Annotated in this window: 24 protein-coding genes; 6 read left to right on the forward strand and 18 right to left on the reverse strand. The window is 57.4% G+C overall.

Going from position 1 to position 24857, the window contains the following annotated elements:
- Positions 1-52: 52 nt before the first annotated feature.
- Both mazG and DTF_RS0103710 read left to right on the forward strand, forming a co-directional pair.
- Positions 53-736: a nucleoside triphosphate pyrophosphohydrolase gene (mazG, locus tag DTF_RS21735; RefSeq protein WP_051360840.1), complete on the forward strand. Its 684-nt coding sequence runs from the start codon at positions 53-55 to the stop codon at positions 734-736.
- Positions 737-1046: 310 nt separating this feature from the next.
- The gene (locus tag DTF_RS0103710) at positions 1047-1439 is read left to right on the forward strand and encodes an FxsA family protein (RefSeq protein WP_027714225.1); all 393 of its coding nucleotides are present in this window, start codon (positions 1047-1049) and stop codon (positions 1437-1439) included.
- A 754-nt stretch (positions 1440-2193) separates the two neighbouring features.
- On the opposite strand, the gene lnt is transcribed toward DTF_RS0103710, so the two are convergent.
- The 6 genes from lnt to DTF_RS21745 form a co-directional block, all read right to left on the reverse strand.
- Positions 2194-3720, reverse strand: coding sequence for an apolipoprotein N-acyltransferase (lnt, locus tag DTF_RS0103725; RefSeq protein WP_027714227.1), 1527 nt, complete (start codon positions 3718-3720; stop codon positions 2194-2196).
- 4 nt (positions 3721-3724) lie between these two features.
- Complete coding sequence (locus DTF_RS0103730) at positions 3725-4609, reverse strand: hemolysin family protein (RefSeq protein ID WP_051360842.1); 885 nt, start codon at positions 4607-4609, stop codon at positions 3725-3727.
- 104 nt (positions 4610-4713) lie between these two features.
- A complete protein-coding gene (locus tag DTF_RS0103735; protein WP_226989147.1) occupies positions 4714-5427 on the reverse strand; it encodes a diacylglycerol kinase in 714 nt (237 codons plus the stop codon).
- Positions 5424-5879, reverse strand: a complete 456-nt coding sequence (ybeY, locus tag DTF_RS0103740; RefSeq protein WP_027714230.1) for an rRNA maturation RNase YbeY — start codon at positions 5877-5879, stop codon at positions 5424-5426. The genes DTF_RS0103735 and ybeY overlap by 4 nt, the downstream gene beginning before the upstream one ends.
- Entirely contained in the window at positions 5779-8160 is a 2382-nt protein-coding gene (locus tag DTF_RS21740) for an HD family phosphohydrolase (protein WP_051360844.1), read from the reverse strand. The genes ybeY and DTF_RS21740 overlap by 101 nt, the downstream gene beginning before the upstream one ends.
- A gap of 4 nt (positions 8161-8164) precedes the next feature.
- Positions 8165-9163 (reverse strand): PhoH family protein, encoded by a 999-nt coding sequence (locus DTF_RS21745; protein WP_226989149.1) that lies wholly within the window; start codon positions 9161-9163, stop codon positions 8165-8167.
- Positions 9164-9457: 294 nt separating this feature from the next.
- Here DTF_RS21745 and eno point away from each other — a divergent pair, with 294 nt between their 5' ends.
- Positions 9458-10750 (forward strand): phosphopyruvate hydratase, encoded by a 1293-nt coding sequence (gene eno, locus DTF_RS0103755; protein ID WP_027714231.1) that lies wholly within the window; start codon positions 9458-9460, stop codon positions 10748-10750.
- Between the two features lie 198 nt (positions 10751-10948).
- Here eno and ftsH read toward each other — a convergent pair whose 3' ends face one another.
- From ftsH to DTF_RS0103785, 6 genes are all read right to left on the reverse strand, one after another.
- Positions 10949-12850, reverse strand: a complete 1902-nt coding sequence (gene ftsH / locus DTF_RS21750; RefSeq protein ID WP_035055592.1) for an ATP-dependent zinc metalloprotease FtsH — start codon at positions 12848-12850, stop codon at positions 10949-10951.
- A 179-nt stretch (positions 12851-13029) separates the two neighbouring features.
- The gene (locus tag DTF_RS0103765) at positions 13030-13329 is read right to left on the reverse strand and encodes a zf-TFIIB domain-containing protein (RefSeq protein ID WP_027714232.1); all 300 of its coding nucleotides are present in this window, start codon (positions 13327-13329) and stop codon (positions 13030-13032) included.
- 115 nt (positions 13330-13444) lie between these two features.
- Positions 13445-14404 carry a CRISPR system precrRNA processing endoribonuclease RAMP protein Cas6 gene (cas6, locus tag DTF_RS0103770; protein WP_027714233.1) on the reverse strand — a complete coding sequence of 320 codons (960 nt, stop codon included), beginning with the start codon at positions 14402-14404 and terminating at the stop codon, positions 13445-13447.
- A 146-nt stretch (positions 14405-14550) separates the two neighbouring features.
- Complete coding sequence (locus DTF_RS0103775) at positions 14551-15294, reverse strand: succinate dehydrogenase/fumarate reductase iron-sulfur subunit (protein ID WP_027714234.1); 744 nt, start codon at positions 15292-15294, stop codon at positions 14551-14553.
- Positions 15294-17210 (reverse strand): fumarate reductase/succinate dehydrogenase flavoprotein subunit, encoded by a 1917-nt coding sequence (locus tag DTF_RS0103780; RefSeq protein ID WP_027714235.1) that lies wholly within the window; start codon positions 17208-17210, stop codon positions 15294-15296. Before DTF_RS0103780 ends, DTF_RS0103775 begins: the two co-directional genes overlap by 1 nt.
- Before the next feature lie 4 nt (positions 17211-17214).
- Positions 17215-17883, reverse strand: coding sequence for a succinate dehydrogenase cytochrome b subunit (locus DTF_RS0103785; protein WP_027714236.1), 669 nt, complete (start codon positions 17881-17883; stop codon positions 17215-17217).
- Positions 17884-18365: 482 nt separating this feature from the next.
- Here DTF_RS0103785 and tgt point away from each other — a divergent pair, with 482 nt between their 5' ends.
- The 3 genes from tgt to DTF_RS0103805 all read left to right on the forward strand — a co-directional run bounded on the left by tgt (position 18366) and on the right by DTF_RS0103805 (position 20960).
- Positions 18366-19475, forward strand: a complete 1110-nt coding sequence (gene tgt / locus DTF_RS0103795) for a tRNA guanosine(34) transglycosylase Tgt (protein WP_027714238.1) — start codon at positions 18366-18368, stop codon at positions 19473-19475.
- Positions 19476-19628: 153 nt separating this feature from the next.
- A complete protein-coding gene (locus tag DTF_RS0103800) occupies positions 19629-20417 on the forward strand; it encodes a hypothetical protein (RefSeq protein ID WP_027714239.1) in 789 nt (262 codons plus the stop codon).
- Between the two features lie 147 nt (positions 20418-20564).
- On the forward strand, positions 20565-20960 hold the full coding sequence (locus tag DTF_RS0103805; RefSeq protein WP_027714240.1) for a response regulator: 396 nt from the start codon (positions 20565-20567) through the stop codon (positions 20958-20960).
- A gap of 110 nt (positions 20961-21070) precedes the next feature.
- Here the strand turns inward: DTF_RS0103805 and DTF_RS0103810 are convergent, their stop codons facing one another.
- The 6 genes from DTF_RS0103810 to DTF_RS27725 form a co-directional block, all read right to left on the reverse strand.
- A complete protein-coding gene (locus DTF_RS0103810) occupies positions 21071-22054 on the reverse strand; it encodes an ROK family protein (protein WP_027714241.1) in 984 nt (327 codons plus the stop codon).
- Complete coding sequence (locus tag DTF_RS0103815) at positions 22051-22464, reverse strand: biopolymer transporter ExbD (RefSeq protein ID WP_027714242.1); 414 nt, start codon at positions 22462-22464, stop codon at positions 22051-22053. The genes DTF_RS0103810 and DTF_RS0103815 overlap by 4 nt, the downstream gene beginning before the upstream one ends.
- Positions 22465-22467: 3 nt before the next feature.
- Positions 22468-23067, reverse strand: a complete 600-nt coding sequence (locus DTF_RS0103820; protein ID WP_027714243.1) for a MotA/TolQ/ExbB proton channel family protein — start codon at positions 23065-23067, stop codon at positions 22468-22470.
- Between the two features lie 77 nt (positions 23068-23144).
- Positions 23145-23435: a lipopolysaccharide assembly protein LapA domain-containing protein gene (locus tag DTF_RS0103825; protein ID WP_027714244.1), complete on the reverse strand. Its 291-nt coding sequence runs from the start codon at positions 23433-23435 to the stop codon at positions 23145-23147.
- Entirely contained in the window at positions 23432-23929 is a 498-nt protein-coding gene (locus DTF_RS0103830) for an HIT domain-containing protein (RefSeq protein WP_027714245.1), read from the reverse strand. Before DTF_RS0103830 ends, DTF_RS0103825 begins: the two co-directional genes overlap by 4 nt.
- 68 nt (positions 23930-23997) lie before the next feature.
- A complete protein-coding gene (locus DTF_RS27725; protein WP_081702779.1) occupies positions 23998-24666 on the reverse strand; it encodes a metallophosphoesterase in 669 nt (222 codons plus the stop codon).
- Positions 24667-24857 lie beyond the last annotated feature (191 nt).

The raw sequence follows: 24857 nt of genomic DNA on the forward strand, positions 1-24857 counted from the left end.
CAGGAGTGTCATAAGATAAAAAGGAGCAACTCATTTTCTTTTTGGGGAAGAGATGCCTGAAACCAGCAAAACGATCCAAGCCGTCGGCCGGCTCCTGGAAACGATGGCTCGATTGCGCTCTCCCGGCGGTTGTCCATGGGATGCCGAACAAACACCGCAGACCCTCAAGCCCTACCTTCTGGAGGAGGTCTACGAGGTGCTGGAAGCGATCGACCACGGTATTCCTGAGGCTATCCTTGACGAACTCGGGGACCTCCTGCTTCAGGTGGTTTTTCAGGCGCGCATCTTTGAGGAGCGAGGAGCATTCGACTTCGGTGATGTCGCCGCCGCCATAGCCGACAAGTTGGTGCGACGCCATCCGCACGTTTTTGGAGATCTGGAAAACGGCGACCGCGCGTCGCGGGATCTCCTCTGGAATCAGATCAAGGACCGGGAGAAAGCGGCGAAAGGGGAGAGAACTCCGGATATGGGCGATATCCCCCGGAATATGCCTTCCCTTATTCGCGCCCGTAAACTCGCAGAGAAAACGAATCGGAAGGGAGAGGAAACGATCCTGCCGACAGTGCGCGAGGCGCTTAACGTTTTCGAAAATGCGATGGAGAAAGAGGACCGGAACAGTCTGGAAGATTCATTCGGTAATCTTCTTTTCGCGCTGGTCAACATGGGATGGGTGATGGACCTCGATGCCGAAGAGGCTCTTCGTATGACCCTCAACCGCTTCAAGGACTCTGAATAATGTGCATCCGGCGGTCCAATAGTTCGGTCCGGTGGATCAGAAATCCCATGGTGTTCGGATCAAACAAAAACCCTGAGCAATCAACCGCCTCGGCGTTTTTTCCACATGACCTGTGAGCAAGGTGTGGAAAACCTTGTGTATAGCCGATCCGGCCACGGCGCATTTCACCGCCACACCAAATTGCCTATTTTTTATTCACATCTATTTGTTGTTGTTTTTCAATATGTTACACACGGCTTAGCCCCTATCGGTCTTTTTGAAACGTCAACAAGGTTTTATTCCTTAACCCCTACCAATTAATGAGCGGAATGTGTTTATAAGACTCCTTGCACTCTTCACCATCATCCCCCTGGTCGAACTCTATGTCCTCCTGAAGGTCGGAGGCCTCATCGGTATCGGACCCACGATAGCACTCATTCTCCTGACCGGTATCGCCGGTGCTTATCTGGCCCGCACCCAGGGTTTCGACCTGTTGCGCCGCATTCAGGCGGAGATGGCGGAGGGACGCCTTCCCGCTTCCGAACTGCTGGATGGCGCGATGGTCCTGGCGGGTGGTGTGCTGCTGCTGACCCCGGGTTTCTGTACCGACCTTCTGGGATTCTCCCTCCTGGCCCCCTTCACCCGCGTGCACATCAAGCAGTTCGCCAGGTACTGGCTGCAGAGGATGATCGAGAGCGGACGCATCGATATCCGTCGATTCTGATTCGGCCGCACCATTTCAGCAGACGGAGTAATCCTCCCTTGCCAGCAGCCTGCAGAAATCATCCATTTCGGCGCGGGCATGCCTGAAGATGTCCTGAATCGGCCCATTGATCGGCGACGGCGATATCTTCCAAGCCTCGTATGCGGTTTCTGTTCGTCGGGCCGGGATTTTGCCTGCGGCTTCCTTCGGATTCCACCTCGCGATGGACACCCTCGCCGTCCGGCTAGCGGTTCCCGTCATCAGGGTCCCGAGGGGACTTGCACCCCCAAGTCACCAATCAGGCACCATACCTGATTGGATGGCGCTTGCGCGCCACGCGCCATGCCTGGCGCACAATAAAAGGCCCCGGCTATACAACCGGGGCCTTATTCGTTATACGGATGCCGGTTCGACCTACATGAGGATGCCGGTCTGGGTATAGGCGAGGATGCCGGCTACAATGATCGCGAGGATCAGCAAGGCTATTGCGACGGGTTTGGACAACGTTCCTCCTTCGCTGGGATAAACTTTTGCTGTCAGGAAACTGGCCTCGCATGGTGCCTGCCCACAGGTTGTTTACGCCAGCATTTTTCCCCACCGAACTTTTTTCCTAGAATCAGGACTACAAAAGCAAAATTCGGCCATTCCTGGGTTCAGGGTTTATCTTATTTCAGTTTATTCATCGGCTATTTAAACGCGAAATATAAAAAAGGGAAGCCCGACCATTTACGGTCAGCACTTCCCTTCTGTGGAGCAAGCGGGTTTTTCCTTGAGCCTATCCTTTCCCCAGCCTCCGCCGGGTCTGAACCAGCCACCAGGTTCCGAGGAAGAGAAAGATGATGGGAACCGCATCGCCGATGCGGGTGTACAGGGTGGTGTGCGCCCCCAGACCCACCTCACCTCTCAGGAAGAGGGTCTCGAAAATAGGGCTCTGTTCGGTAACGCGGCCGGAGGGTGCGATGAAGGCGCTGATACCGGTATTGGCGGCGCGGGCGATCCAGATGCGGTTTTCTACGGCGCGGAAACGGGTCATCCCGAGATGCTGCCAGGGGGCGGAGGAGCGGCCGAACCAGGCGTCGTTGGTGATGTTCACCAGCAGATCGCTCCCCCGCCGGACCCATTCCCGGGCCAACTCGGGAAAGATGGCTTCGTAGCAGACCAGCACGCCGATCTCCGCCCCGTTCAGGGGGAGCGGGCTCACGGTTCCGGGGGTGAAGTCGCCGATGCCGGTCACCAGTTTATCAACGAAAGGGAGAAAGGGACCCAGCGGTACGTATTCGCCGAAGGGGACCAGGTGAATCTTGTCGCTGCGACCGAGCACCCGGCTCTGACCGGAGAGGAGAAAGGCGCTGTTCAGATAGCTGTAGCGCTTGTTCGCCAGTTCGTAGGCCGGGCTGCCGAAAAGCAGATGAGCTCCGGTTCTGCGGGGGATGGCCTCCACCAGCTCGCTCAAGGGACCGCCATCCTGGAAGTAGAAGGGGGTGGCGCTTTCCGGCCATATGATCAGATCGACAGGACCCTGGCGCGCGGCCTTGAAGGAAAGATCAAGGTAGGTGTCGATGGTGGTGCGCTGATGGGCGGGATCCCATTTCACAGCCTGGTCGATATTGCCCTGGACCAGAACCGTCCGCAGGGTTTTTTCCCGCACATCGATCTCCGGGGAGAGCCGGAGGAATCCGTAACCCAGATTGGCGGCAAAGAGAACGAGAGCGACGGTCAGTGCCCATCGGGGAAGGGCATCGAAATCCCGGCGCCACAAGATCCGACAGGAGACAGCGAGAACGGCGTTGACGAGGATGAGCAGGAAGCTGAGGCCGTAGACGCCGAGAAGATCGGCGGACTGAATGAAGATCAGGAGACTCTGCTGAGAATAGCCGAGGCTGGCCCAGGGAAAGCCGGAAAGCAGAAAAGAGCGGAGAAACTCCAGGGCGACCCAGAGAACCGGCAGGGTCAGCAGGACGGAACGTCCCGATTTTTCCCGCAGGCGGCAGGCCGCCCAAGTCGCCGCCCCGAAGAAGAGGGCCAGGTAGCAGACAAGCATGAGATAGGCGGCCAGGGAGAAGAACGGATGCATCCTCCCATAGGTGGTCATGACGATGTTCAGCCAGTACAGAACCGGCGCGAAGAATCCAACACCGGCTGCGAAACCGCTGCGGAACGGGCGGCGGTGCATGACCAGGAAAAGGGGGATGAAGGCGAACCAGGCCGCGGCCGCCAAATCTAGCGGGTGAAAGGACAGCGACAGCAGCAGCCCAGAAAGCAGGGACCAGAGCGTGGTTCTTTGTGAAAGAAAGCGCCCCATGGAATCAGCCCCGCTCCTCCTGCGGCGCCTCGGACGGGTCGACACGGCGAACCCGCACCCGGCGGATCTTGCGTTCGTCGCATTCCACCACTGTCATGACCAGATCCCTGTCGCGGATCTCCTCCCCCTCCAGGGGAACATGGCCCATCAAATGAAAGAGATAGCCCCCCACGGTATCGAATTTATCCCGGGGAATGACCATCTTGAAATGCTCCTCCAGCTCCTCGATATTGAGACGGCCGTCCACCAGCACGCTGCCCCCCACCTCTTCCAGGAGCCAGACCTCCTCAAGATCGTATTCATCCTGGATGTCGCCGACGATCTCTTCGATCAGATCCTCGATGGTGATCAGGCCGGACGTGCCGCCGTATTCGTCAATGGAGATGGCCATGTGAACCCGTTTGGTCCGGAATTCCTGGAGAAGGTCCTCGATATTCTTGGTCTCGGGCACGAAATAGGGTGTGCGCATGACTCCCGTGACCTTCACTTCCTCCGTCTCGGCGCCCCAGAATTTGAGGAGGTCCTTGGCGTAAACCACACCGACGATCCGGTCGGTGGTCCCCTCATAGATGGGGATGCGGGAGTGCCCCGAATCGATGATGGCCTTCAACAATTCGCCAAGAGTGGCGGTGGTCGAGCAGCAGACCATATCGGTGCGCGGGACCATGACTTCCCGGACAATGGTCTCGCCGAATTCGAAGATGGACTGGAGCATTTCTCCTTCCTCTTCGTTGATGATTCCCTCTTCCTCCGACTCGGTAATAACATCCTGAAGCTCTCTTTCCGTCAGGACGCGGCGTTTGCCGAGAAAAAGACGCTGAAGAACTTCCAGCCATGAAGGGGATCTGCCATTGGCAACCTGCCTGCCGTTGGTAACGTCGTCTTCCAAAAACCTTCTCCTTGAGTTTGTCTGCCCCCGCGGCAAACGGGGGGCATCAGCAAGATAGTAGATACAGCCTTCGTCTTCTTTCATTCCTGCGAACGCATTTCCATTCAGGCGAAAAGCATGAACAGCAACAGGGTGGTCCCCACTCCCAGCAGCGCTCCTGCCACCACCTCCCAGCAAGAATGAATTCCCAGCAGCAGACGACTGTGACTCACCATGGCCGCCATGGCCAGGGCCAGAACGGAAAAAAGCGGTCCGGCCGACGAAATGGCGATCGAGGTTGCAATGGAGAAGGCAATGGCGGAGTGGCCGCTCGGCATGCCGCCGTGCAGCGGGGAGCCTTTTCCAAAGCGGGCTTTGAGGAGGACAACCAAAATGATAATAACCAGTATTGAAATGACCGCCAGTTCAACGGGAGGCTGACCGACACCGGCGGCCGCCGCGCCGGAGGGAGAAGAAATGTAGCGGCAAAGAGCGAGATAGCCGATGAGGATCGCACCGCAGCTGGTCACCAGAACGGCTCCGGCCGCCACATCCTTGGCCCGTTGCGCCAGGGGATGGTACTCGGGAGAGACCAGATCCACAAGCACTTCCAGCGCCGTGTTGACGAGTTCGGCGAAAAGGACCAGGGTCGCGGCGAGAGAAAGCAGGATCAGTTCAACAATGGAGACCTGGTAGAAGAGGGCAACCAAGAGGACGGCAATAGCTGCCGTAAAATGATAACGCATGTGGCGCTGTGTTTTTGCAGCCCACAAAACCCCTTCAACGGCACAGTTGACTTTTCCCAGCCAGGTGCCTGGTCTCCAGTCTTCCCTGTTCACGTCGCCAGAAACTCCCGTTGAAGCACGGCAAAGATTTCCCGCTCCTTCGCCTCCATGTGGAGAGCCTCGGCCTCTGTCCCCCGCTCGTGGTCGTATCCGCACAGATGCAGGATGCCGTGAAGAAGCAGGAAATAGAGTTCGCTCTCAAAGGGCAGTCCCGCCTCCTGCGCATCCCGGGCCGCCGTATCGGCGGAGATCACCACATCCCCAAGCACCGCCGGCTGAATCCCCGTCCCCTCTCCTTCCTGCATCGGAAAGGAGATGACATTGGTGGAACGGTCGCGCTGGAGGTAATCCCGGTTCAGTGTCCGGATTTCCCCATCGTCGACAATGACCACGGAGAGCTCGCCGTCAGGACATCCCAAGGCGCTTAAGATCCTCTGTGCTACCTTTCTCAGGGTCGGCGTCTTTACCTTTTGACTCTTTTGCCGATTCTCGATGTGTATCTTCACCGTTTTTCCTTCTGGCAGGCTCCTTTTCCCGCTCCTTATGAACCGGTTCAGGATAATCGATCCTGTGATGGAAGATACCGGCCAGGATGCGATTGAAGCTCTTCGCTATGTTATGGAGGTCCTTGAGGGTCAGCTCGCATTCATCGAGCTGACCGTCAATAAAGATATTATTGATGATTTTCTGGACCATGCCCTGGATCCTGGCCGCCGTGGGATCGGTCAGTGTCCGGCTGGCCGCCTCGACGGCATCGGCGAGCATGATCAGGGCCGCCTCACGGGTCTGCGGCTTGGGACCGGGATAGCGGTAGTCGCGCTCGTCCACCGGGGACATGCCGGGGTCCTCCTTGGTTTTGGCCTTGTCGTAAAAAAACTTGATCAGGGCCGTGCCGTGGTGCTGGCGAAGGATATCCACCAGGGTCTCCCCCAGCTTGTTCTCCCGGGCAATTTCCACGCCGTCCTTGACGTGAGCCATGAGAATCAGCGCGCTCATCGAGGGAGCCAGTTTTTCGTGCCGATTATCCTGATTACCGAGGTTTTCAACGAAATAAAGGGGTTTGCGGATTTTTCCGATGTCGTGGTAATAGGCCGCCACCCGGGTCAGCAGGGGGTTGGCGTTGATCGACTCGGCCGCCGCCTCCACCAGGTTGCCCACGATGATGGAATGATGATAGGTGCCCGGCGCCTGGATCATCAGCTCCCGCAGCACGGGGGTGTTCATGTTGGCCAGTTCCAGCAGTTTGATATCGGTGGTGTATTTGAAGGCGGCTTCCACCAGGGGGATGGTGCCGGTAACGATCACAGCGCAGACAAATCCCCCGCCAAGACCGAAGGCGAATTTGTACAGGAGTTGAAGGTCGAAGGGACGCCCCGCCATGAGGTGCATGCCGATGATCAGCAGAACATTCACCATGGAGAGGCGAAAACCCGCCCGGTAGAGGGTGGTGCGCTGCTTGCATTGCCGGACCCAGTGGGCTCCGGTGAGACTTCCGGCCAGGGCGTACAAGGCGATGAACAGGCTGTTGCCGAACAGAATACCGAGCAGGAGTGAAGAGAGAAGCGCAAAGACGAAGGCGATTTCGGAATTCAGAACGATGCGGACCAACATCGCTCCGACGGCAAAGGGGAAGATGTAATAATAACTGGCAGAGTCGATGTAGGGGAAAGCGCTTTCCAGTGCGGTGGATATGAAAATGGCCAGTTTGACCAGGGCCAATAGTCCGACGAAAGTGGTGGTCAGAAAGATCAGATCCCGGTTCTGGATGCGGTATTTACGGATGTTTCGATTGGCGTAGCGATGCGTCGCCAGCAGAAGCAGGAGAATGACGATGAGCATCCCGGTAGCGGTGCGCAGGGTGCTGTAATCGTTTCTCAGGTCGCTCATGGCTTTGAGTTTTTTGACCTGATCCTCGGTGACCCGCTCCCCGACCCGGACAATCATCTCCCCCTTCTTGACCTGAAAAAGAACGGGTTTTACCGCCTCCCTGGCCTGCTGCTTCCGTGCCTCCGTCTCATTCGTGTTGAAGGTGAGGTTCGGCCGCACCAGCTTCTCGATGATGCCCAGCAGGATCTTTCTGGAATTCGGCGGAATTTCCTCCAGTTGTTTGAGCTGGTCTGCGACCCGCTTCTGTGCCGCCTCCAGACCGATTACATCTGCCGGCTCCTTGACCTCGACTTCCTGCTGCGTGGCCAGATCACGGATGATGATTCCCCGCTCTCGGTCCGTCTTGAAAAGCGACAGATTACCGACAATTTTTCCGTTCAGAGCCTGGAGAAGAGCGGCGCGCAGGACTCCGGGAAATGGATCGGCGGCCGGCAATCCGGCGAGGGCGGTCAAGTCTTCGTCAGAAACCGCGAAACCGAGCAGGCTTTCGACTTTCTCGCGCAAGTCCTTTGGAGAAGCTCCTTTCTTGCCTTCGGCGTCGAGCAGCTTGATCGCCTGCACCAGGCGCTCCGCAAGGTCCTGACCGGCACGAGGTGCGAAATCATAGAGAGGAAGAATCGCCTCTTCTGCTTCCACCCGCTTCTTTTCGGTGAGGGGGAGGTCGGGAACCAGCAGATCCCTCGGGGCCTTGACATCTCCGGCGGCTATATCTCCGGGAGCATAGTAGTCGGGGACGAATCCACCTTTAGGAATGATGATCAGGGTCAGAAGAAGGGCCAACAGAAGGAGAATCAAGGGCCTGAAATACCGGTCGTCGGTCAGCACACGAGGCTGCATGGCGGTGGCCGGCCGTTTGTTTTTCTGGCTTCCGGCTTCTTGTTTGCGGTCGATTTTGGTCATGGATTCAGGGTATCTCGTAAGGGGGAGGCTTGTGCGCGGAAAGGTCCCGTGACCGCTGATAGGCTTGAACGATCGCCTGAACGATGGGATGGCGCACCACGTCGCGATCGGTAAAGGTGGTGAAATGAATGCTCTCGACTCCCTTGAGCACCTCGGAAGCCTGGACAAGTCCGGAAAGCCGGCCGGCAGGAAGATCGACCTGCGTCACGTCGCCGGTGACCACGGCGCGGCTGCCGAAGCCGAGGCGGGTCAGGAACATTTTCATCTGTTCGACCGTGGTGTTCTGGGCCTCATCGAGGATGACGAAGGCGTCGTTCAAGGTGCGGCCGCGCATGAAAGCCAGAGGCGCCACTTCGACCACCCCCTTCTCGATCAGGGCCTGTCCCTTCTCGAAATCCATCATGTCGAAGAGGGCGTCATACAGGGGCCTCAGATAAGGATTGACCTTCTCGGCGATATCCCCGGGCAGGAATCCGAGTTTCTCCCCAGCCTCAACCGCGGGACGCACCAGAACGATGCGGCTCACCTCTTTTTTCATCAGAAAGGAAACCGCCATGGCCATGGCCAGATAAGTCTTCCCGGTGCCGGCTGGACCTATGCCGAAAACGACGTCATTTCTCCGGATCGCATCGATATAGGTTTTCTGGGCCAGGCTCTTGGGGGAGATCACCTTCTTGCGGGCGGAGATGAAGATCGTGTCGAGGAAAATGTCTTTGAGGTGAGCCCGGGAGTCGGCGCTCAGAATGCGGACGGCATAATCGATATCAGTGGGATAAAGAGGATACCCCGCCTGAAGCAGGGTATAGAGTTCCTCCAACAGCCGATGGACAAGCGCCGCCTGAAGAGGGTCCCCTTCAATGGAAAGCTCAAGTCCCTTGGAGCCGATCCGTACCTTCAGGGTCCGCTCTATCTGCTTCAGGTTTTTATTCTGCTGGCCGAAAAGGAGATTTGCCAGCTGCTGGTCATCGGCGGCGAACCGCCTCCGAGCGCTGCTCTCGTTCAAATATAATAACCCTTTGATTCCCCAAGGTTTGAACGCCCACATTACCACCGTCGAGAGGCAAAATCAAGAGCTTTCAGAGAATCACGTGAGGAGTGAGGTGTGAGGAGCAAGGCCGTAATTCCAAAACGAGTACACAACCTCACGCCTCCCGCCTCACGCCTTAAAAACCTCGAACCTCAAGCGGACACAAGCGGACACAAAGGGGTTTCAATTCGAAATCGTTATGATATATTTATACGCCGATGCCGGGAGAGCCGGCACGACCATCATTCTTTTATTGCAAGGGGGCTAAGCATGAGTGAAATCAACGATATCTATGCCAGGGAGATCCTCGATTCGCGGGGCAATCCCACCGTCGAGGTCGAGGTATACCTGGAAAGCGGCGCCATGGGGCGAGCCGCGGTGCCGAGCGGGGCATCCACCGGTGAGCGGGAGGCGCTAGAGCTCAGGGACGGCGACAAATCCCGATACCTGGGCAAAGGGGTGCAGAAGGCGGTGGAGAACGTCAACGAAATCATCACCGAAGCCCTTGTGGGGTGGGAAGCTTCCGACCAGGCAGGCATCGATCGCAAGCTGCTCGAACTCGACGGCACCGACTTCAAGAGCAACCTGGGAGCCAACGCCCTGCTCGGCGTTTCCATGGCCTGCGCCAAGGCGGCGGCCGAGGAAGCCGGCCTCCCCCTCTATCAGTACATCGGAGGCTCCAATGCCAAGGAGCTGCCGCTGCCGATGATGAACATCATCAACGGTGGCGCGCACGCCGACAACAATGTGGATATCCAGGAATTCATGATCATGCCTGCCGGCGCCACCTCCTTCAAGGAGGCCCTGCGCATGGGGGCCGAAATTTTCCACGCCCTGAAGAAGGTCCTCAAGAGCAAGGGGTACAACACGGCGGTCGGCGATGAGGGTGGATTCGCTCCCGACCTGGGAAGCAACGAAGAGGCGCTGCAGGTCATCATGGAAGCGATCAGTGAAGCCGGCTACAAACCGGGCGAGGACGTGCTGCTGGCACTGGACGTCGCCTCCTCCGAGCTGTACAAGAACGGCAAATACCTTCTGGAGAACGAGGCGCAGCCCGAGAAGAGCGCAGCCGAGCTGGTCGACTTCTACGAAGACCTGGTCAACCGCTATCCGATCATTTCCATCGAGGACGGCATGGCCGAGAACGACTGGGACGGTTGGAAGCTTCTCACTGAGCGTCTCGGAAAACGCATCCAGATCGTCGGCGACGACCTTTTCGTCACCAACACAAAAATCCTCAAGGAAGGGATCGAGAAGGGGATCGCCAACTCCATCCTGATTAAGGTCAACCAGATCGGCACATTGACCGAGACTCTCGAAGCCATCGAGATGGCGAAACGGGCAGGCTACACCGCCGTCGTCTCCCATCGCAGCGGCGAAACCGAGGACACCACCATCGCCGACCTCGCCGTCGCCACCAATGCCGGCCAAATCAAGACCGGCTCCCTGTGCCGCACCGACCGCATCTGCAAGTACAACCAGCTCCTGCGTATCGAGGACGAACTGGACGAAGTCGCCGTCTTCGCCGGCAGGGACGTCTTCTACAATCTGCGCCGGAAATAATCTCAGTGTGATTAGTTAGGCAAAAAGCCCCGCTTCGCATTGAAGCGGGGCTTTTTGCATGGTCAGAAAACCGCGGGCGCTGCGCCCCGCACCCCGCCTTACTTACTTTTTATCCCGCCGAAAAGAAAGTAACCCGGCTGCCGGCCGGGACCGGCGAATTTGATTTAATATTCCTCTTACATATTCGGCAGTTGCAATTCAGCCCCCCGGCTGAGGAGCGGCTTTCGGGATTTTTTCGACCTCGATCCCGGCTTTCCGCAAAATTTCATTGACACGATCCTTCTCCAGAACCTCTTCCTCAAGCAGAGCGCGGGCCAGACTTTCAAGGGCTTCAGGATGCTCGGCAATGAGCTTATCAGCAACCTCCTCCCCCTTTTTGACGATCTTTTCGATTTCCTGATCGATCAGCCAGGCCATCTCTTCGCTGAAGGTTTTCTCCGTCGCAAGCCGGCGTCCCAGAAAGGGGTGCTCTTCGCCGCGGTTGAACGCGATGGGCCCGATCTTCTCGCTCATTCCCCACTGGCAGACCATTTTCTCAGCCAGATCGCTCACCTGCTTGAGGTCGTTCTGAGCTCCCGTCGAAACTTCTCCGAACACGGCCTTTTCAGCAGCCCGGCCTCCCAGGCTTACGGCAATCCTGGACATCAGATAGTTCCGGCCGTAATGATAGCGGTCGGTTTCCGGAAGCTGCTGGGTGGCGCCCAGAGCCTGCCCCCGGGGAATAATGGTCACCTTGTGGATGGGATCGGCTCCCGGTGTAAGTTTGGCCACCAGGGTATGTCCCGATTCATGTATAGCGGTAATGCGCTTCTCTTCCTCGGAAAGAAAAAGCTTGCGCTCCGCCCCCATCAGGATCTTGTCTTTTGCTTTTTCCAGATGGGCCATGGCGACCTTGTCCAGATCTTCACGAGCCGCGATAAGGGCTGCCTCGTTGACCAGGTTTTCCAGGTCGGCTCCGCACATTCCCGGAGTGCCTCTGGCGATGACTTCCAGTTGGACATCGTCGGCCAGGGGGACCTTGCGGGTATGAACCTGGAGGATTCCCAGGCGAGCCCTCCAGTCCGGGCGATCCAGAACGACCTGCCGGTCAAACCGGCCAGGGCGCAGAAGTGCAGAATCCAGGACATCCGGCCTATTGGTCGCCGACATGACCACGACTTCCGCGTGCGGATCGAATCCGTCGAGCTCGGCCAGCAGCTGGTTCAGGGTCTGCTCACGCTCGTCATTGCCGCCGCCCAGGCCCGTTCCCCGGGCCCTGCCCACCGAATCGAGTTCGTCGATGAATATGATGCTGGGGGCGTTTTTCTTGGCATTTTCGAAGAGATCCCGGACCCGGCTCGCCCCGACACCGACGAACATCTCGATGAACTGGGATGCAGAGATGGAAAAGAAGGGAACCCCGGCCTCTCCGGCTACGGCCCGGGCCATGAGAGTCTTCCCCGTCCCCGGCGGACCCACCAGCAGGACCCCCCGCGGCACCTTTCCTCCGATTTTGGTGAATTTTTTGGGATTGCGCAGGAAATCGACGATTTCCATGAGCTCCTGCTTGGCCTCATCGAGCCCGGCGACTTCCTCGAAGGTGACCTGTGAATTTTCCCTTGAGTACAGGCGCGCCCCGGACTTGGAAAAACTGCCCATGAGCCCGCCCCCACCTCCGGACTTACCGCGCATCCCTTTCAGAATGAACCACCAGACCCCTATGATCAGCACCCATGGCAGCAGGTAGATCAGGGCGGTGGTCCAGGCGGAAGGCTCCTTCTCGGGCTCCACGTTCACTTCGACCTTGGCGACCTCGAGTTCCTCCATGAGTCTGGCATCCTCGAAAGGGGGCAGGTTGGTCCTGAACTGTTCGAAGTCGGCTCCAGACGGGAAATCCTCATTCTGGGCGAGTTCAATGCCTTCCTTGAACCTTCCCCGGATTTCCGTACCCTGGAAGGTGACTTCATTAATATTTCCCCGGCTCAGCTCCGCTTTAAAGCGGCTGTAGCTGAGGGGGGCGACGACAACCTGCTCCTTGGGCGAGATGGCCACATAAAAATAGTTGAATAGAATAATCAGCAGAATAATGAAAAACACCTGTTTCCACGCGCTTTTTGACATATTGGCTCCGCAGGCAGGTTCTCGATGGAAATTCTAACTAACAGATTAGCATAGATTAGCAGGAGGAAGTCGAGGGGCAACCCCTTCCCTTAGGGAAGGAATGAATTTAGTCCGCGGAGAAAGGATAAGATGGTGCATGCGGCTCAGTGAAGGAAGTTTTTTATCACCGCCGGCAGAAATCAGTCTTCTTCACCCTTGAACCACTTGTCAAACCAAGTGCGATGATCTTTCTCAGCAAGAATATGCAAATCATTCGGCCCGAGCCAGACCCCTCCGCAGGCGGGACATCTGTCCAATGGGACACCCCGAAAAGTCAAAGGCTCGATTGGCTCGCCGCACTTGGGACAGCGATTACGGCAACTTTCACGGATTACCTGTTCCCGAGCGGCCGTCTTCATCTTCTCAAGTTTTTCCTTTTCCTGCTTGTAGATAAATTCATTCTCCAGGGCCTTCTTGCGTTTTTCCCAGATATCCGCCATGTAACACCTCCTTGAAATCACTACCCTTTTTTAGTATAGCAATGGTCGGAGGCTTGGCAAGGAATTACCGTGACGGGTTATCGGTAATCAGTTATCAGCTGCAAGCCGGACCTCATCATCCCTCATCAGGGCATCGCAGCCGGTAACGCCCGGCCCCGAAGGCCGCGTTTTTCCCTATATTCAGCAGCGATCCCATTTTCAGGATCCAGAATATTTCAGCCAGAGCGTCACCCTCAAGGCGAAGGAGGCCGCAGACTCCGCCCAGATCCTGATCCATTTTCTCTCCGGTCAAGGTTTTCCAGTCCTCCCAGCGCAGGTGATTCACCCGTGTTTCCACCTGTGCCGCGCTCCGCAACAGGGACTGCGCTTCCATGGTCATTTCCAGACCGCAATGGTTATGCATCATGGACGTCACCCGCCGTAGAATGAACGGGAAAAGCTTGCCGAAGGAGGGACGGAAAAGCGGTTTCCCCTGGCTGAGAAGACGGGCAGGAGTAATGAATTCAAGGTCGATGCTGCTACCGCCCGGCTGATCTGATTCTGCCCACCAGCGGGCATTGCAGACAGACGGCGCCATATCTTTCAGGTTCTCGCCTTCACTCCAGATGCGGCTGCGGTTGCCGGCGGCATCTTCAGAGAAGACGGCCGCCAACTCGAACTGTCCTTCGCCGCGATGAAGCCCCAGACGCCCGAGGGCCCGAAGAGTCCGGGCAAAATCCCCGAGGGATTGGATCCCGGTGCCCCAGAAAGCAACTTGAAGTTCGAGGAGGTCCCCGGCCTCATACTCACCTGCGCCATCAGTTTCCGGCAATAGGGTGAAAGGCGCGCCGGGGCGCTGATGTCGGCGCAAGGCCACCGGATCTTCGGGAAGCGGAGGATCGAACAGGGAGGAAAAACGGCCGTAACCCTCTGCGGAGGTATTCGGGGACAGGACGAGGTGGGCGGCCTGCAGCAGGTCCCGCCGCAGACACAGCAGTACTTCCCTAGAGACCCGAAAGGAGTCCTGAAATTCCAGTTGGAATCGGGTGAGGGCAAAGTCCACGCCCTGCAGTTCACGGGGAATGTCGGCGATCATACAAGGACCGAGTTATCAGTTATCAGTTATCAGCTGAAAACTGTAAGCTATAAGCTGAAAGCTGAAAGCTGCAAAAGGGCAGAGGATTGCTCCTCTGCCCTTTGCTGTTGCGCATCATCCGTCGGCGATCGCCGCCGACTCTTGCCTTAGCCCTGGGGAAGGGCCTTGGCGAGCTCCCGATTCATCCGGGAGATGAAGGTGACCTTGATCCCTTTCGGGCAGGCGGCTTCGCACTCGTAGTGATTGGTGCAGTTGCCGAAGCCTTCCTTGTCCATCTGCTCAACCATGGCCTTGACACGGCGGGCCGCTTCGACTTCCCCCTGGGGGAGCAGGCCCAGGTGGGCAACCTTGGCTGCGGTAAAGAGCATCGCCGAAGCATTGGGACAGGCGGCGACACAGGCGCCGCAGCCGATGCAGGCGGCCGCATCCATGGACTTATCGGCCTTCACCTTGGAGACAGGGATGGCGTTGCCGTCGGGCACCCCGCCCGTATGGGCGGAGGTGAAGCCGTAGGTCTGAATGAGGCGGTCGAAGGCGCTGCGGTCGACCATCAGGTCCTTGATCAGCGGGAAAGCCTTGGCCCTCCAGGGCTCGATGAAAATGCTGTCGCCGTCTTTGAAGCGCCGCATGTGCAGCTGACAGACAGTGATCTCCTCCTCGGGGCCGTGAGCGACGCCGTTGATCATCTGCGAACACATCCCGCAGATCCCCTCGCGGCAGTCGTGGTCGAAGACGATCGGCTCCTTGCCGCTCTTGATCAGATTTTCATTGACCTCGTCGAGCATTTCAAGGAAGGACATGTCGGGGCTGACATTCTTCGCCTCGTACTGCTCCATCCTGCCCTTGTCCTTCGGGCTCTTTTGACGCCATACGTGTAATGTCAGGTTCATTATTTATAACTCCTCACGGCCAGGTGTACATTCTCAAATTTCAGGGGCTCCTTGTGCAGCTCGGGCTCCTTATCGTTCCCTTTGAACTCCCAGGCGCCGACGTAGGTGAAGTTCTCGTCGTCACGCATCGCTTCGCCGTCGTCCGTCTGATGCTCGACCCGGAAGTGGCCTCCGCAGGACTCCTCACGGTGCAGGGCGTCCTTGGCGAGGATCTCGCCGAACTCGAGGAAGTCGGCCAGACGGCCGGCATTCTCGATCTGCTGGTTGGTCTCGCCGGGGCCGCCGGTAACGTTGACATTCTGCCAGAACTCTTCGCGCAGTTCCGGAATGCGCTTGAGAGCCTCGGTGAGGCTCTCCTTGCTGCGGGCCATCCCGACGTTTTCCCACATGATCTTGCCGAGCTCGCGGTGCATCTCGCTGACCGTCTTCTTCCCTTTGATGGAGAGGAGCTTCTGGATCTGTCCTTCCACCTCCTCCCGGGACTTCTTGAACTCGGGGTGGTCGGCGGTGACCGTGGCCGGCTTCACCGTGGCCAGGTAGCCGGCGATAGTGTTGGGGATGACGAAGTAGCCGTCGGCCAGGCCCTGCATGAGGGCGGAGGCGCCGAGGCGGTTCGCGCCGTGGACGGAGAAGTTGGCCTCGCCCAGGACGAAGAGGCCGGGAACGTTGCTCATGCAGTTGTAATCGACCCACAGACCACCCATGGAGTAATGGGGAGCCGGGTAGATGCGCATCGGCTGCTTGTAGGCGTTCTCGTCGGTGATCTTCTCGTACATCTGGAAGAGATTGCCGTAGCGCTCGCGGATGGTGTCCTCGCCGACGCGGCCGATGGACGAAGCGAAATCGAGGTAGACGCCGCGCTTGCCGGGGCCGACGCCGCGCTCATCGTCGCACTGCTCCTTGGCAGCGCGCGACGCGATGTCGCGGGGGGCCAGGTTGCCGAAGGAGGGGTACTTGCGCTCGAGGTAGTAGTCGCGGTCGTCTTCCGCGATCGCCGAGGCGGGCTTGTCGCAGTCTTCCTTGCTCTTCGGCACCCAGCAGCGGCCGTCGTTGCGCAGAGACTCGGACATCAGGGTCAGCTTCGACTGGTGCTCGCCGGTCTGCGGGATGCAGGTCGGATGGATCTGCGTGTAACAGGGGTTGGCCATGTAGGCGCCTTTTTTGGCGGCCTTCCAGGCGGCGGTGACGCTGCAGCCCATAGCGTTGGTGGAGAGATAGAAGACGTTGACGTAGCCGCCGGTGGCCAGCACTACGGCATCGCCCCAGTATGACTCGATCTCGCCGGTGACCAGGTTGCGGCAGGTGATCCCTTTGGCGACGCCGTCAACCACCACGAGGTCGAGCATCTCGCGGCGCTCGAAGAGCTTGACGGAGCCGGCCTTGACCTGGCGGGAGAGGGCCTGATAGGCGCCGATCAGCAGCTGCTGTCCGGTCTGGCCGCGGGCGTAGAAGGTACGGGAAACCTGGGCGCCGCCGAAGGAGCGGTTGTCCAGGTAGCCTGCGTAGTCGCGAGCGAAGGGAACTCCCTGGGCGACGCACTGGTCGATGATGTTGTTGGAAACCTGGGCCAGACGCCAGACGTCAGCTTCACGAGCCCGGAAGTCGCCCCCTTTGATGGTGTCGTAGAAAAGGCGGAAGATGCTGTCGCCGTCGCTGGGGTAGTTCTTGGCGGCGTTGATTCCGCCCTGGGCGGCGATGGAGTGGGCGCGGCGGGCGCTGTCCTGGTAGCAGAAGGCTTCGACGTTGTAGCCGAGCTCCCCCAGGGTGGCGGCAGCGGCGCCGCCGGCGAGGCCGGTGCCGACCACGAGGACTTTATACTTGCGCTTATTGGAAGGATTGACCAGTTTGAGATCAAACTGGTGACGATCCCAAGATGTCTGAATAGGTCCGGTAGGACATTTGCCGTCGAGTATCACAGTATTAACCCCCTATGACGTTGAAAAAGATTAAGATGGGTGTGAAGAGGAACCCGATAGCCACCAAACCGGCGACCCAGCGGCCGCCCGTGGTCAGTTTGGGGAGGGTGGCGTCATTAGTCAGACCCAGGGACTGGAAGAAGCTCTGAATGCCATGGCGCAGATGAAGCAGCAGCACGATCATGGCGGCCACGTACACGACGGTGACGACAAGGCCGTCAAAGCTCGTAGTCATCATCCGGAACACGTCGAAGCGGCCGATCTCGTCAGCCATCTGATTGAACTCGGGGTTAAAGGCGTGAATCGTGAAATGCAGGAGGTGATATATGACAAAGACCCCCAGAATGACACCGGTCCAGATCATCGTCTCGGCCGAGAAGGTTGTGCGCTCGTTCTTCTTCATGGCGTACTGCTCGGGCCGTGCCGACTTGTTTTCCAGGTAAAGAGTGATCCCCATCCAGATGTGCAGAATGAAAAACACCAGCATCGCTCCGCGGAAGGCCCACAGCAGCGGCGGGAAAGCCCGCAGATGCTCCGCATAGCTGTTTATCCCTTCGGCGCCGCCGAAGATCGACAGATTGCCCAGCATGTGAGCAACGACAAAGCCGACCATTGCCAGCCCCGTGAGCCCCATGATGTACTTTTTACCTAATGACGTCTTGTACCATCGCATGGCAACATCCCATCCCTGTGAAAGATTTATTGCCTACCGGCAAAGGAACCGCAGGAAGTTTTAGCCTCCCTGTCCGAACGGACACCATCTCCCGTCAAGGAAAATGGCGGTCCGCGCCAACTGCTGAAAATATCCATGCCAATCAACCTCCCGTTGAAGACTGCGAAATCTGCGACAATCTTCCTCTCATCCCCGGTCAAAAACCGTAACATGAATTCATGCAAATCCTGATTTAAGTAACATTCGATGCGTATACATGTCAACCGAAAACTGCACACTGTATACACATTTGAAACACCGTTACAGGATGAATTTATCCTTCCAGGACCTCCGGATTCATCTTAAAATATAGCCCTCCCCTTATAGTTTCAATAAAAAATCCCCTCAGTTGCTTTCAACGCCATTTTCTGTTAGTTTTGCGGCTGATTAACTCTTGTGAGAATCACCCATTTATTCTTCCGGTCCGGGAAAGTATACGAAATATGTTCACATTCGATTTGCTCGCCGTCGATCCATGCTCCGCCGCCCGTCGCGGACGCGTAACCACGCCGCACGGGGTGATCGAGACCCCCATCTTCATGCCGGTCGGAACCCACGCTGCCCTCAAGGCCATGACTCCTGCCCAGGTGGAGGAAACGGGGGCCCAGATCATCCTCTCCAACACCTACCACCTGCACCTCAAGCCCGGAGAGGGGCTGGTTCAGAAGGCCGGGGGGCTGCACCGGTTCATGAACTGGTCGAAGCCCATCCTGACCGACAGCGGCGGCTTCCAGGTCTTCTCCCTTCCCAAAAAGAAGATCACCGAGACGGGGGTCTACTTTCGCCATGAGGTCACCGGCGAAGAGATTTTTCTCGGCCCCAAGGAAGCCACCGGTATCCAGAACGCACTAGGCGCAGACATCATCATGGCCTTTGATGAGTGCATCCCCTATCCGGCCACCCATGAATACGCCGCGGCTTCCATCAAAAAGACTCTGCGCTGGGCCGAGCTCTGCCTGGCGAGCCAAAACCGGCCGGAGCAGGCCCTCTTCGGCATCGTTCAGGGGAGCGTCTATGAAGATCTGCGCAGGGAGTGCGCCCGGGAGCTGACCGCCATGGGCTTTCCCGGTTACGCCATCGGCGGGGTGAGCGTCGGCGAGGGGCTCGATCTGCTCAAGAAGGTGGTCGATTATACCGCCCCCTTTCTGCCGGAGGATAAACCGCGCTACCTCATGGGGGTGGGGCTGCCCGAGGACATTCTGGAGAGCGTCCAGCGGGGAATGGACATGTTCGACTGCGTCATTCCCACCCGCTATGCCCGGAGCGCCACCCTGTTCACCAGTCGCGGCAAGATCCGCCTCACCCACCGCCGCTACCGCCGCGACTTCTTCCCTGTCGACGCCGCCTGCGACTGCTACTGCTGCCGGAACTTCACCCGCGCCTACCTGCACCACCTGTACAACGCCAACGAGATCCTCTCGGCGACCCTGGCCGCCATTCACAACGTCCATTTCTATCTGGAGATGATGCAGGGCGCCCGGAAAGCCATCGAGCAGGGCGTGTTCGTGGATTTCAAGGAAGATTTTCTGGGACGGTACGGGAGCGAAACGTAGCTATCAGCTGCAAGCTGCAAGCTGCAAGCTGCAAGCTGTCAGCTGTCAGCTGTAAGCTGTAAGCTGAACCTTTCGTGATTTTGGACTTTGGATTTACTTACAGCTTATAGCTTATAGCTGAACTTCTAGCTTGAAGCTGATAACTGACAGCTAATGAGCGAAGCGAATTCTACAGAGCGGCTTGATCCGGGTCTGGCCCGGCGGCTGCACGGGGCTCTTACCGCCGGCCCGGATGAGCTCTTTCAGCTGGTTCAGGACCCGTCTCACGAGGTCCTGCGGGCTCTGCTGAAGAATCCCCGGCTGGGGGAAGATCACCTTCTGTCCCTGCTCAAACGCCGCGATTTGTCCGAGGACCTGCTCAAAGCCGTCTTCCGCCTGGAAAAGGTCGACGCCAGCCACCGTCTCAAGGTCGCCCTGGTCTTCAATCCCGGCACCCCCGGAGCGGTGGTCCAGACCCTCCTCCCCCAGCTCTACCTCTTCGAGCTGGCCAATCTCTGCCATCTCCCCGGAGTCACCCCCGATCAGAAGGTCGCCGCCGAGCGGGTGATCATTCAGCGCCTCCCCACCACTGCTCTGGGGAACAAGCTCACCCTGGCGCGGCGGGGAACGGGCGCCGTGGTCGCTGAACTGTTCAAGGAAGGAGATGCGCGGCTGATCGAGGCGTGCCTGCTCAATTCCAGACTCAAGGAGGCCGCCATTCTTCAGTTTCTAGGCAGCAGCCGAGCCACGGCGGAAACCATTTCCGCCGTCGCCCGCCACCCGAGATGGAAAAGCCGCCCCAATATCAGGCTCGCCATCCTCAAGACCCCCCACACTCCAGCGGTCTGGTTCACCCTCTTCCTCCCCGCTCTCCGGATCCCCGAGCTCAACAACCTTCTAACCTCCCGAAGGCTCACCCCCAGACAGAAGATGCTGGTGGAGGAGGAGCTGAAAAAGCGGTGAGGGACGCCCCGTCCCCCTTCCCTTAGATATCTTCCTAACTGGAGCAGAAGGTGTTGGGATGAAACTCTCTGATACATTGAAATTTCCCGACAATCATGTTTAATAAGTCAAAGCCTGCAATCCCATCCCCTTAACCGGAGTACCTTAATGACGAAAGAGACGGAACGCAAGGTCCTGATTGTTGAGGATGATCCCGTCGTTTGCAGGCTGACGGCAAATCTGCTCGAAAAAGAGAGGAACCTTAAAGCCCAATGCGCGACCAGCGGTGAAGATGCCGTCCGGGCATGGCGAGATGGAAAATTTGATGTGATCCTGATGGACATCCGGATGGAAGGGATGGACGGCATTGAAACGGCAAAACTGATCCGGGAACTGGAGAGGACATACGGCAGAAAGCGGGCTAAAATAATCGCTTACAGTGCCATCGCGGATCAGAACACCATCGAAAGCAGCTTCGAAGCAGAATTCGACGATTTCATATCCAAGCCAAGCACCCTGGCCAAAATCATGGACAAAATAGACCACTCCCTCTCCACCCATTAGCGACCCCTCGCCTCCTACGCCATTGGGGCAGGCTCCCCTTGAACCGACGAGCTCGATCCCGAATCATTCCGCCATTGTCGTAATTAAGCCTTTGTGAGCGGATGCGGGTATTATATCGTACACCCGCTCTGAGTTGCTACGGGTCCGATCCCAAGAGTCAGTGCCGCCGCCCCGAGGATCCCGGCGTCATCACCCAATTCTCCGTTGACGACCTTCATGCGCTGAGCGGGGATCTCAAACGCCCGCCGTGAAAGCTCCCCTTCCAGAGCCGGGCGAAAGAGATCGAGGCTTTCACTGGCTCCGCCGCTGATCACGGCGCCTTCCAGGTTGAGCAGATTCGCGATCCCTGCCAGGACCTGTCCCAATCGGCGTCCCGCCTCATCCAGCGCAGCCAGGGCCACTCGATCACCCCGGAGGGCCGCTACGGCAACCTGGTGGCTGGTAAGCTCTTCCCGGGCTAGACCCCTCAAACTGCTCATTCCGCCGGCATTGAGGAATTCCTGAACGGATCTGACAATCCCTGTTGCCGAGGCATACTGTTCGAGACAGCCGCGGGAGCCGCAGACGCAGAGGCGCCCCTCCGGCTCGACGGTCATGTGACCCACTTCTCCCGCCGCACCGTCCGCCCCTTCCCATAGCCGCCTTTCGAGTACAAGTCCTCCACCCACGCCGGTCCCCAGGGTGAGGGTGATGAACGATCTGAAATTTCTTCCTGCCCCGAACAGCGCCTCACCAAGCGCGATGATATTGGCATCGTTACCGAGGGTGATGGGAAGACCCAGCCGCTCCTGCAGAAGTGCCGCGAGAGGCGCATTGTTCAGGGAGGGCAGATTGGGGCTGACTCGGACGATGCCTTCAGGGGCTATGATTCCCGGCACTCCCATCCCCAGGGCTTCCGCCTTGAGACCCTGCTTTTCGGCAACGACGCAGAGTTCGCGGCAGAAAGCAATCAGACGATCCAGAAATTGCTCCAGACCTTCCTCCATCCGGGTGGGCATACGAAAAACGGAGGACAGCACTCCCTCGGAGGTGACCAGCGCGCCGCGGCAATTGGTTCCGCCCAAATCAATGCCGATCACCGCCTTTTGACTCATGGCTTCTCCCCCCGACTTTCGGTGGCAATGGCAAGTTTTCCGAAACCGGCCTCGCGAGCTGCATCCATCAACTGCACCACCTTTCCATGCCTCGCCTCTTCGTCTGCCAGAAGGAGGAAGGTCATGGTCCGTGCCTTTTCACCGTAGCCACTGAGGCGGCGGCGCAGTTCTTCCAGCTCAACGCGTTCTTCATTAAAGGTAATCTCGCCACTCCTGGAGAAATATACCTTGATTTCCTCCTGTGGCTTTTCAGCCATTTGAGAGGAGGATTCGGGAAGCTTGATTGAAATCCCAGGGGTTTCCACAAAGGTGGTGGATATCATGAAGAAGATGAGCAGGAGAAAGACCACGTCCACCATAGGGGTCAGTTCGACCCTGGGATCTTCTCGCCTCTTGCGAATAAAGGCCATTCGTCACTCCCCCAGCAGATCGACCATGTGCAGGGAATATTCCTCCATCTCCAGAACCATTCGATCCACCCGGCTGGTGAGATATTTATGAAGCAGAATGGTGGGAATCGCCACGGTGAGGCCGGCGGCCGTGGTAATGAGGGCCTTGGAAATTCCACCGCCCAGAGTAGCCGGAGTGCCTCCCCCCTGAGCGGAGATTATCGTGAAAGCCTCGATCATGCCCAGCACGGTCCCCAGCAATCCGAGCAGAGGAGAAATGGTTGCGATTGTCCCGAGAAGGCCCAGATAGCGTTCCAGGGGAGCGGCTTCCCGTCCGCCAACTTCTTCCACAATCGTCTTGATCTGCTCCCGGGGCCGCCCCGCACTGCGAAGGGCTGAAACCAGAATGCGGGCCAGGGGAGTGCCGGTCCTCTGACAGACGATAACCGCCTCCTCGATCCGGTTCTTCCTTACCAAACTTTCCACCTCCCTGACCATCGCTATGGTCCCCCTGCCCAGGCGGAACAACGTCCATACCCTCTCGAAAAAAATGGCCAAGGCCAAAACGGAGCAGAGCAGGATGGGATACATGAGTGGCCCGCCCTTTTGGAATATCTCCAGCATGTTACGAATCCGCCTTTCTTAAAGCATCACTGAATCGCCATAGAGTAACATAAAACCGATTGGAACAAAAAGATGAACTATTTAGAGGGATGGAGGGTTTCGACAGGTCTCTTGGAATCATCCTTCGTGGCCTCCATCTCTCGGCGCAGCCTGTTGAGCTGGCGATTCAACTGGGTAATCTTCATGGCGCTGAACAGGGCTGCCAAGATGAACCCGAGAAAAAAGATAAAGATGAGGATCAAAAAAAGAGGCATTGGAGGCGTTCGATAGCTGAAGAAGATGATCTGCACAGATTGGGCATTGTTGATGCTGAAAATAAAGAGCACCAGAAGAATAACAGAGGCAAGAAGGATACGAAGAGTTTTCATGGGCGTCTCTCGTCAAAGGCGTGTGCAAGAAGTTCGTAGGTTGCCTCGATGTGCTGGGGAATGACCCGTACATCGGAAAAGACCGGCATGAAGTTGGTGTCGCCGCTCCAGCGCGGCACAATGTGCATGTGGAGATGATCAGCCACCCCCGCTCCGGACTCCCGACCAAGATTCATACCGACATTAAACCCGTGGGGCGCAACTTTCTCTTGCAGCACGTTGCGGCAGAGAACCAGAAAACGGTGCATCTCCAACGCTTCATTCTCGGTGAGGTCATTAAGATCGGCGATGTGCCGATAGGGAGCGATCAGGAGATGGCCGTTAGAATACGGATACTTGTTCATGATGATGAAGGCATGCTCTCCGCGTCGAAGGACATGGCGCTTCCGATCCTCACCCCGGATCTCCCGAATGCAGAAGATGCAGCCTTCTTCCGGCGAGTTTTCGTCTCCGGCGATATAAGCCATCCGCCAAGGGGCCCAAAGCTGTTTCATGGTTTGTCTCCCTGGGAACTTCAAGAGATCCCTGGCTCCCGATTACGGTGCTCTGCATATTAAATGAATTATTCCAATGGAATAATCCGTCCCTCTATCCGATCGTTCACCTCAAGGATGCCGACGGAATGGTATGGCGCCCGTCTGCAGTCAGTGGGGCTTCCGGGATTGAAGAAGAGTATTCCATCCCTGCGATGACAAACGGGCTGGTGACTGTGGCCATAAACAATACAATCGAGGCGCTCCCCATGAAACTCCCTGAGAATGCGATCCTCAATTCTGTCGGGGCAGCCCCAACCGTGGATCAGTCCAATGCGAAAAGTGCCTGCCTCAATGATCTTGCTGATGGGGAGGCCTCGAACCGGAGGATCCATGTTACCCCGCACGACATGAACGGTTCGGCCGGTAAAAGCGGCCAGCACATCCGGATTAATTATATCGCCGGCATGAAGGATCATATCGACTTCCCGGAAACAGCCGTTCAGCAGGTCCTGAAGAAAGGAAATACCCTGACCGGGATCCTGGATATGCGTATCGGAAAGTACGCCGATTTTAAACATGAAAACTCCAATTGTGAAATTTCGATAGAGCATCCAAGTATAACAAAAGATGTCCGGGAAAAAAATGCTGTATTCCTGGATCAGTTCAGGTGTTTCCCTGCTTCCTGATTCACTATGGCTAAAAACAGCCAACAAGACGGGCATCTGCCACCCTCTCAGAGCCTCATTTGATTTCATTTATCAGAAGTTTGCCTTGACGGCCCTGAATCTAAAGGTATCCTCAGAAGGGTTATGCAATAATCCACTCTTGGCACCTACGTTGCTTAAGCAAGTAATCTGTTCCCGGCGGGTATACCAAACAGAGTTTCTTCCAGATGCGGTTCTCGAGAGATTCTGCTTGACAGGCCATCACAGGTGCGAGTATTTTT

It is taken from the genome of Desulfuromonas sp. TF, assembly GCF_000472285.1.
Classification (GTDB): Bacteria; Desulfobacterota; Desulfuromonadia; order Desulfuromonadales; family ATBO01; genus ATBO01.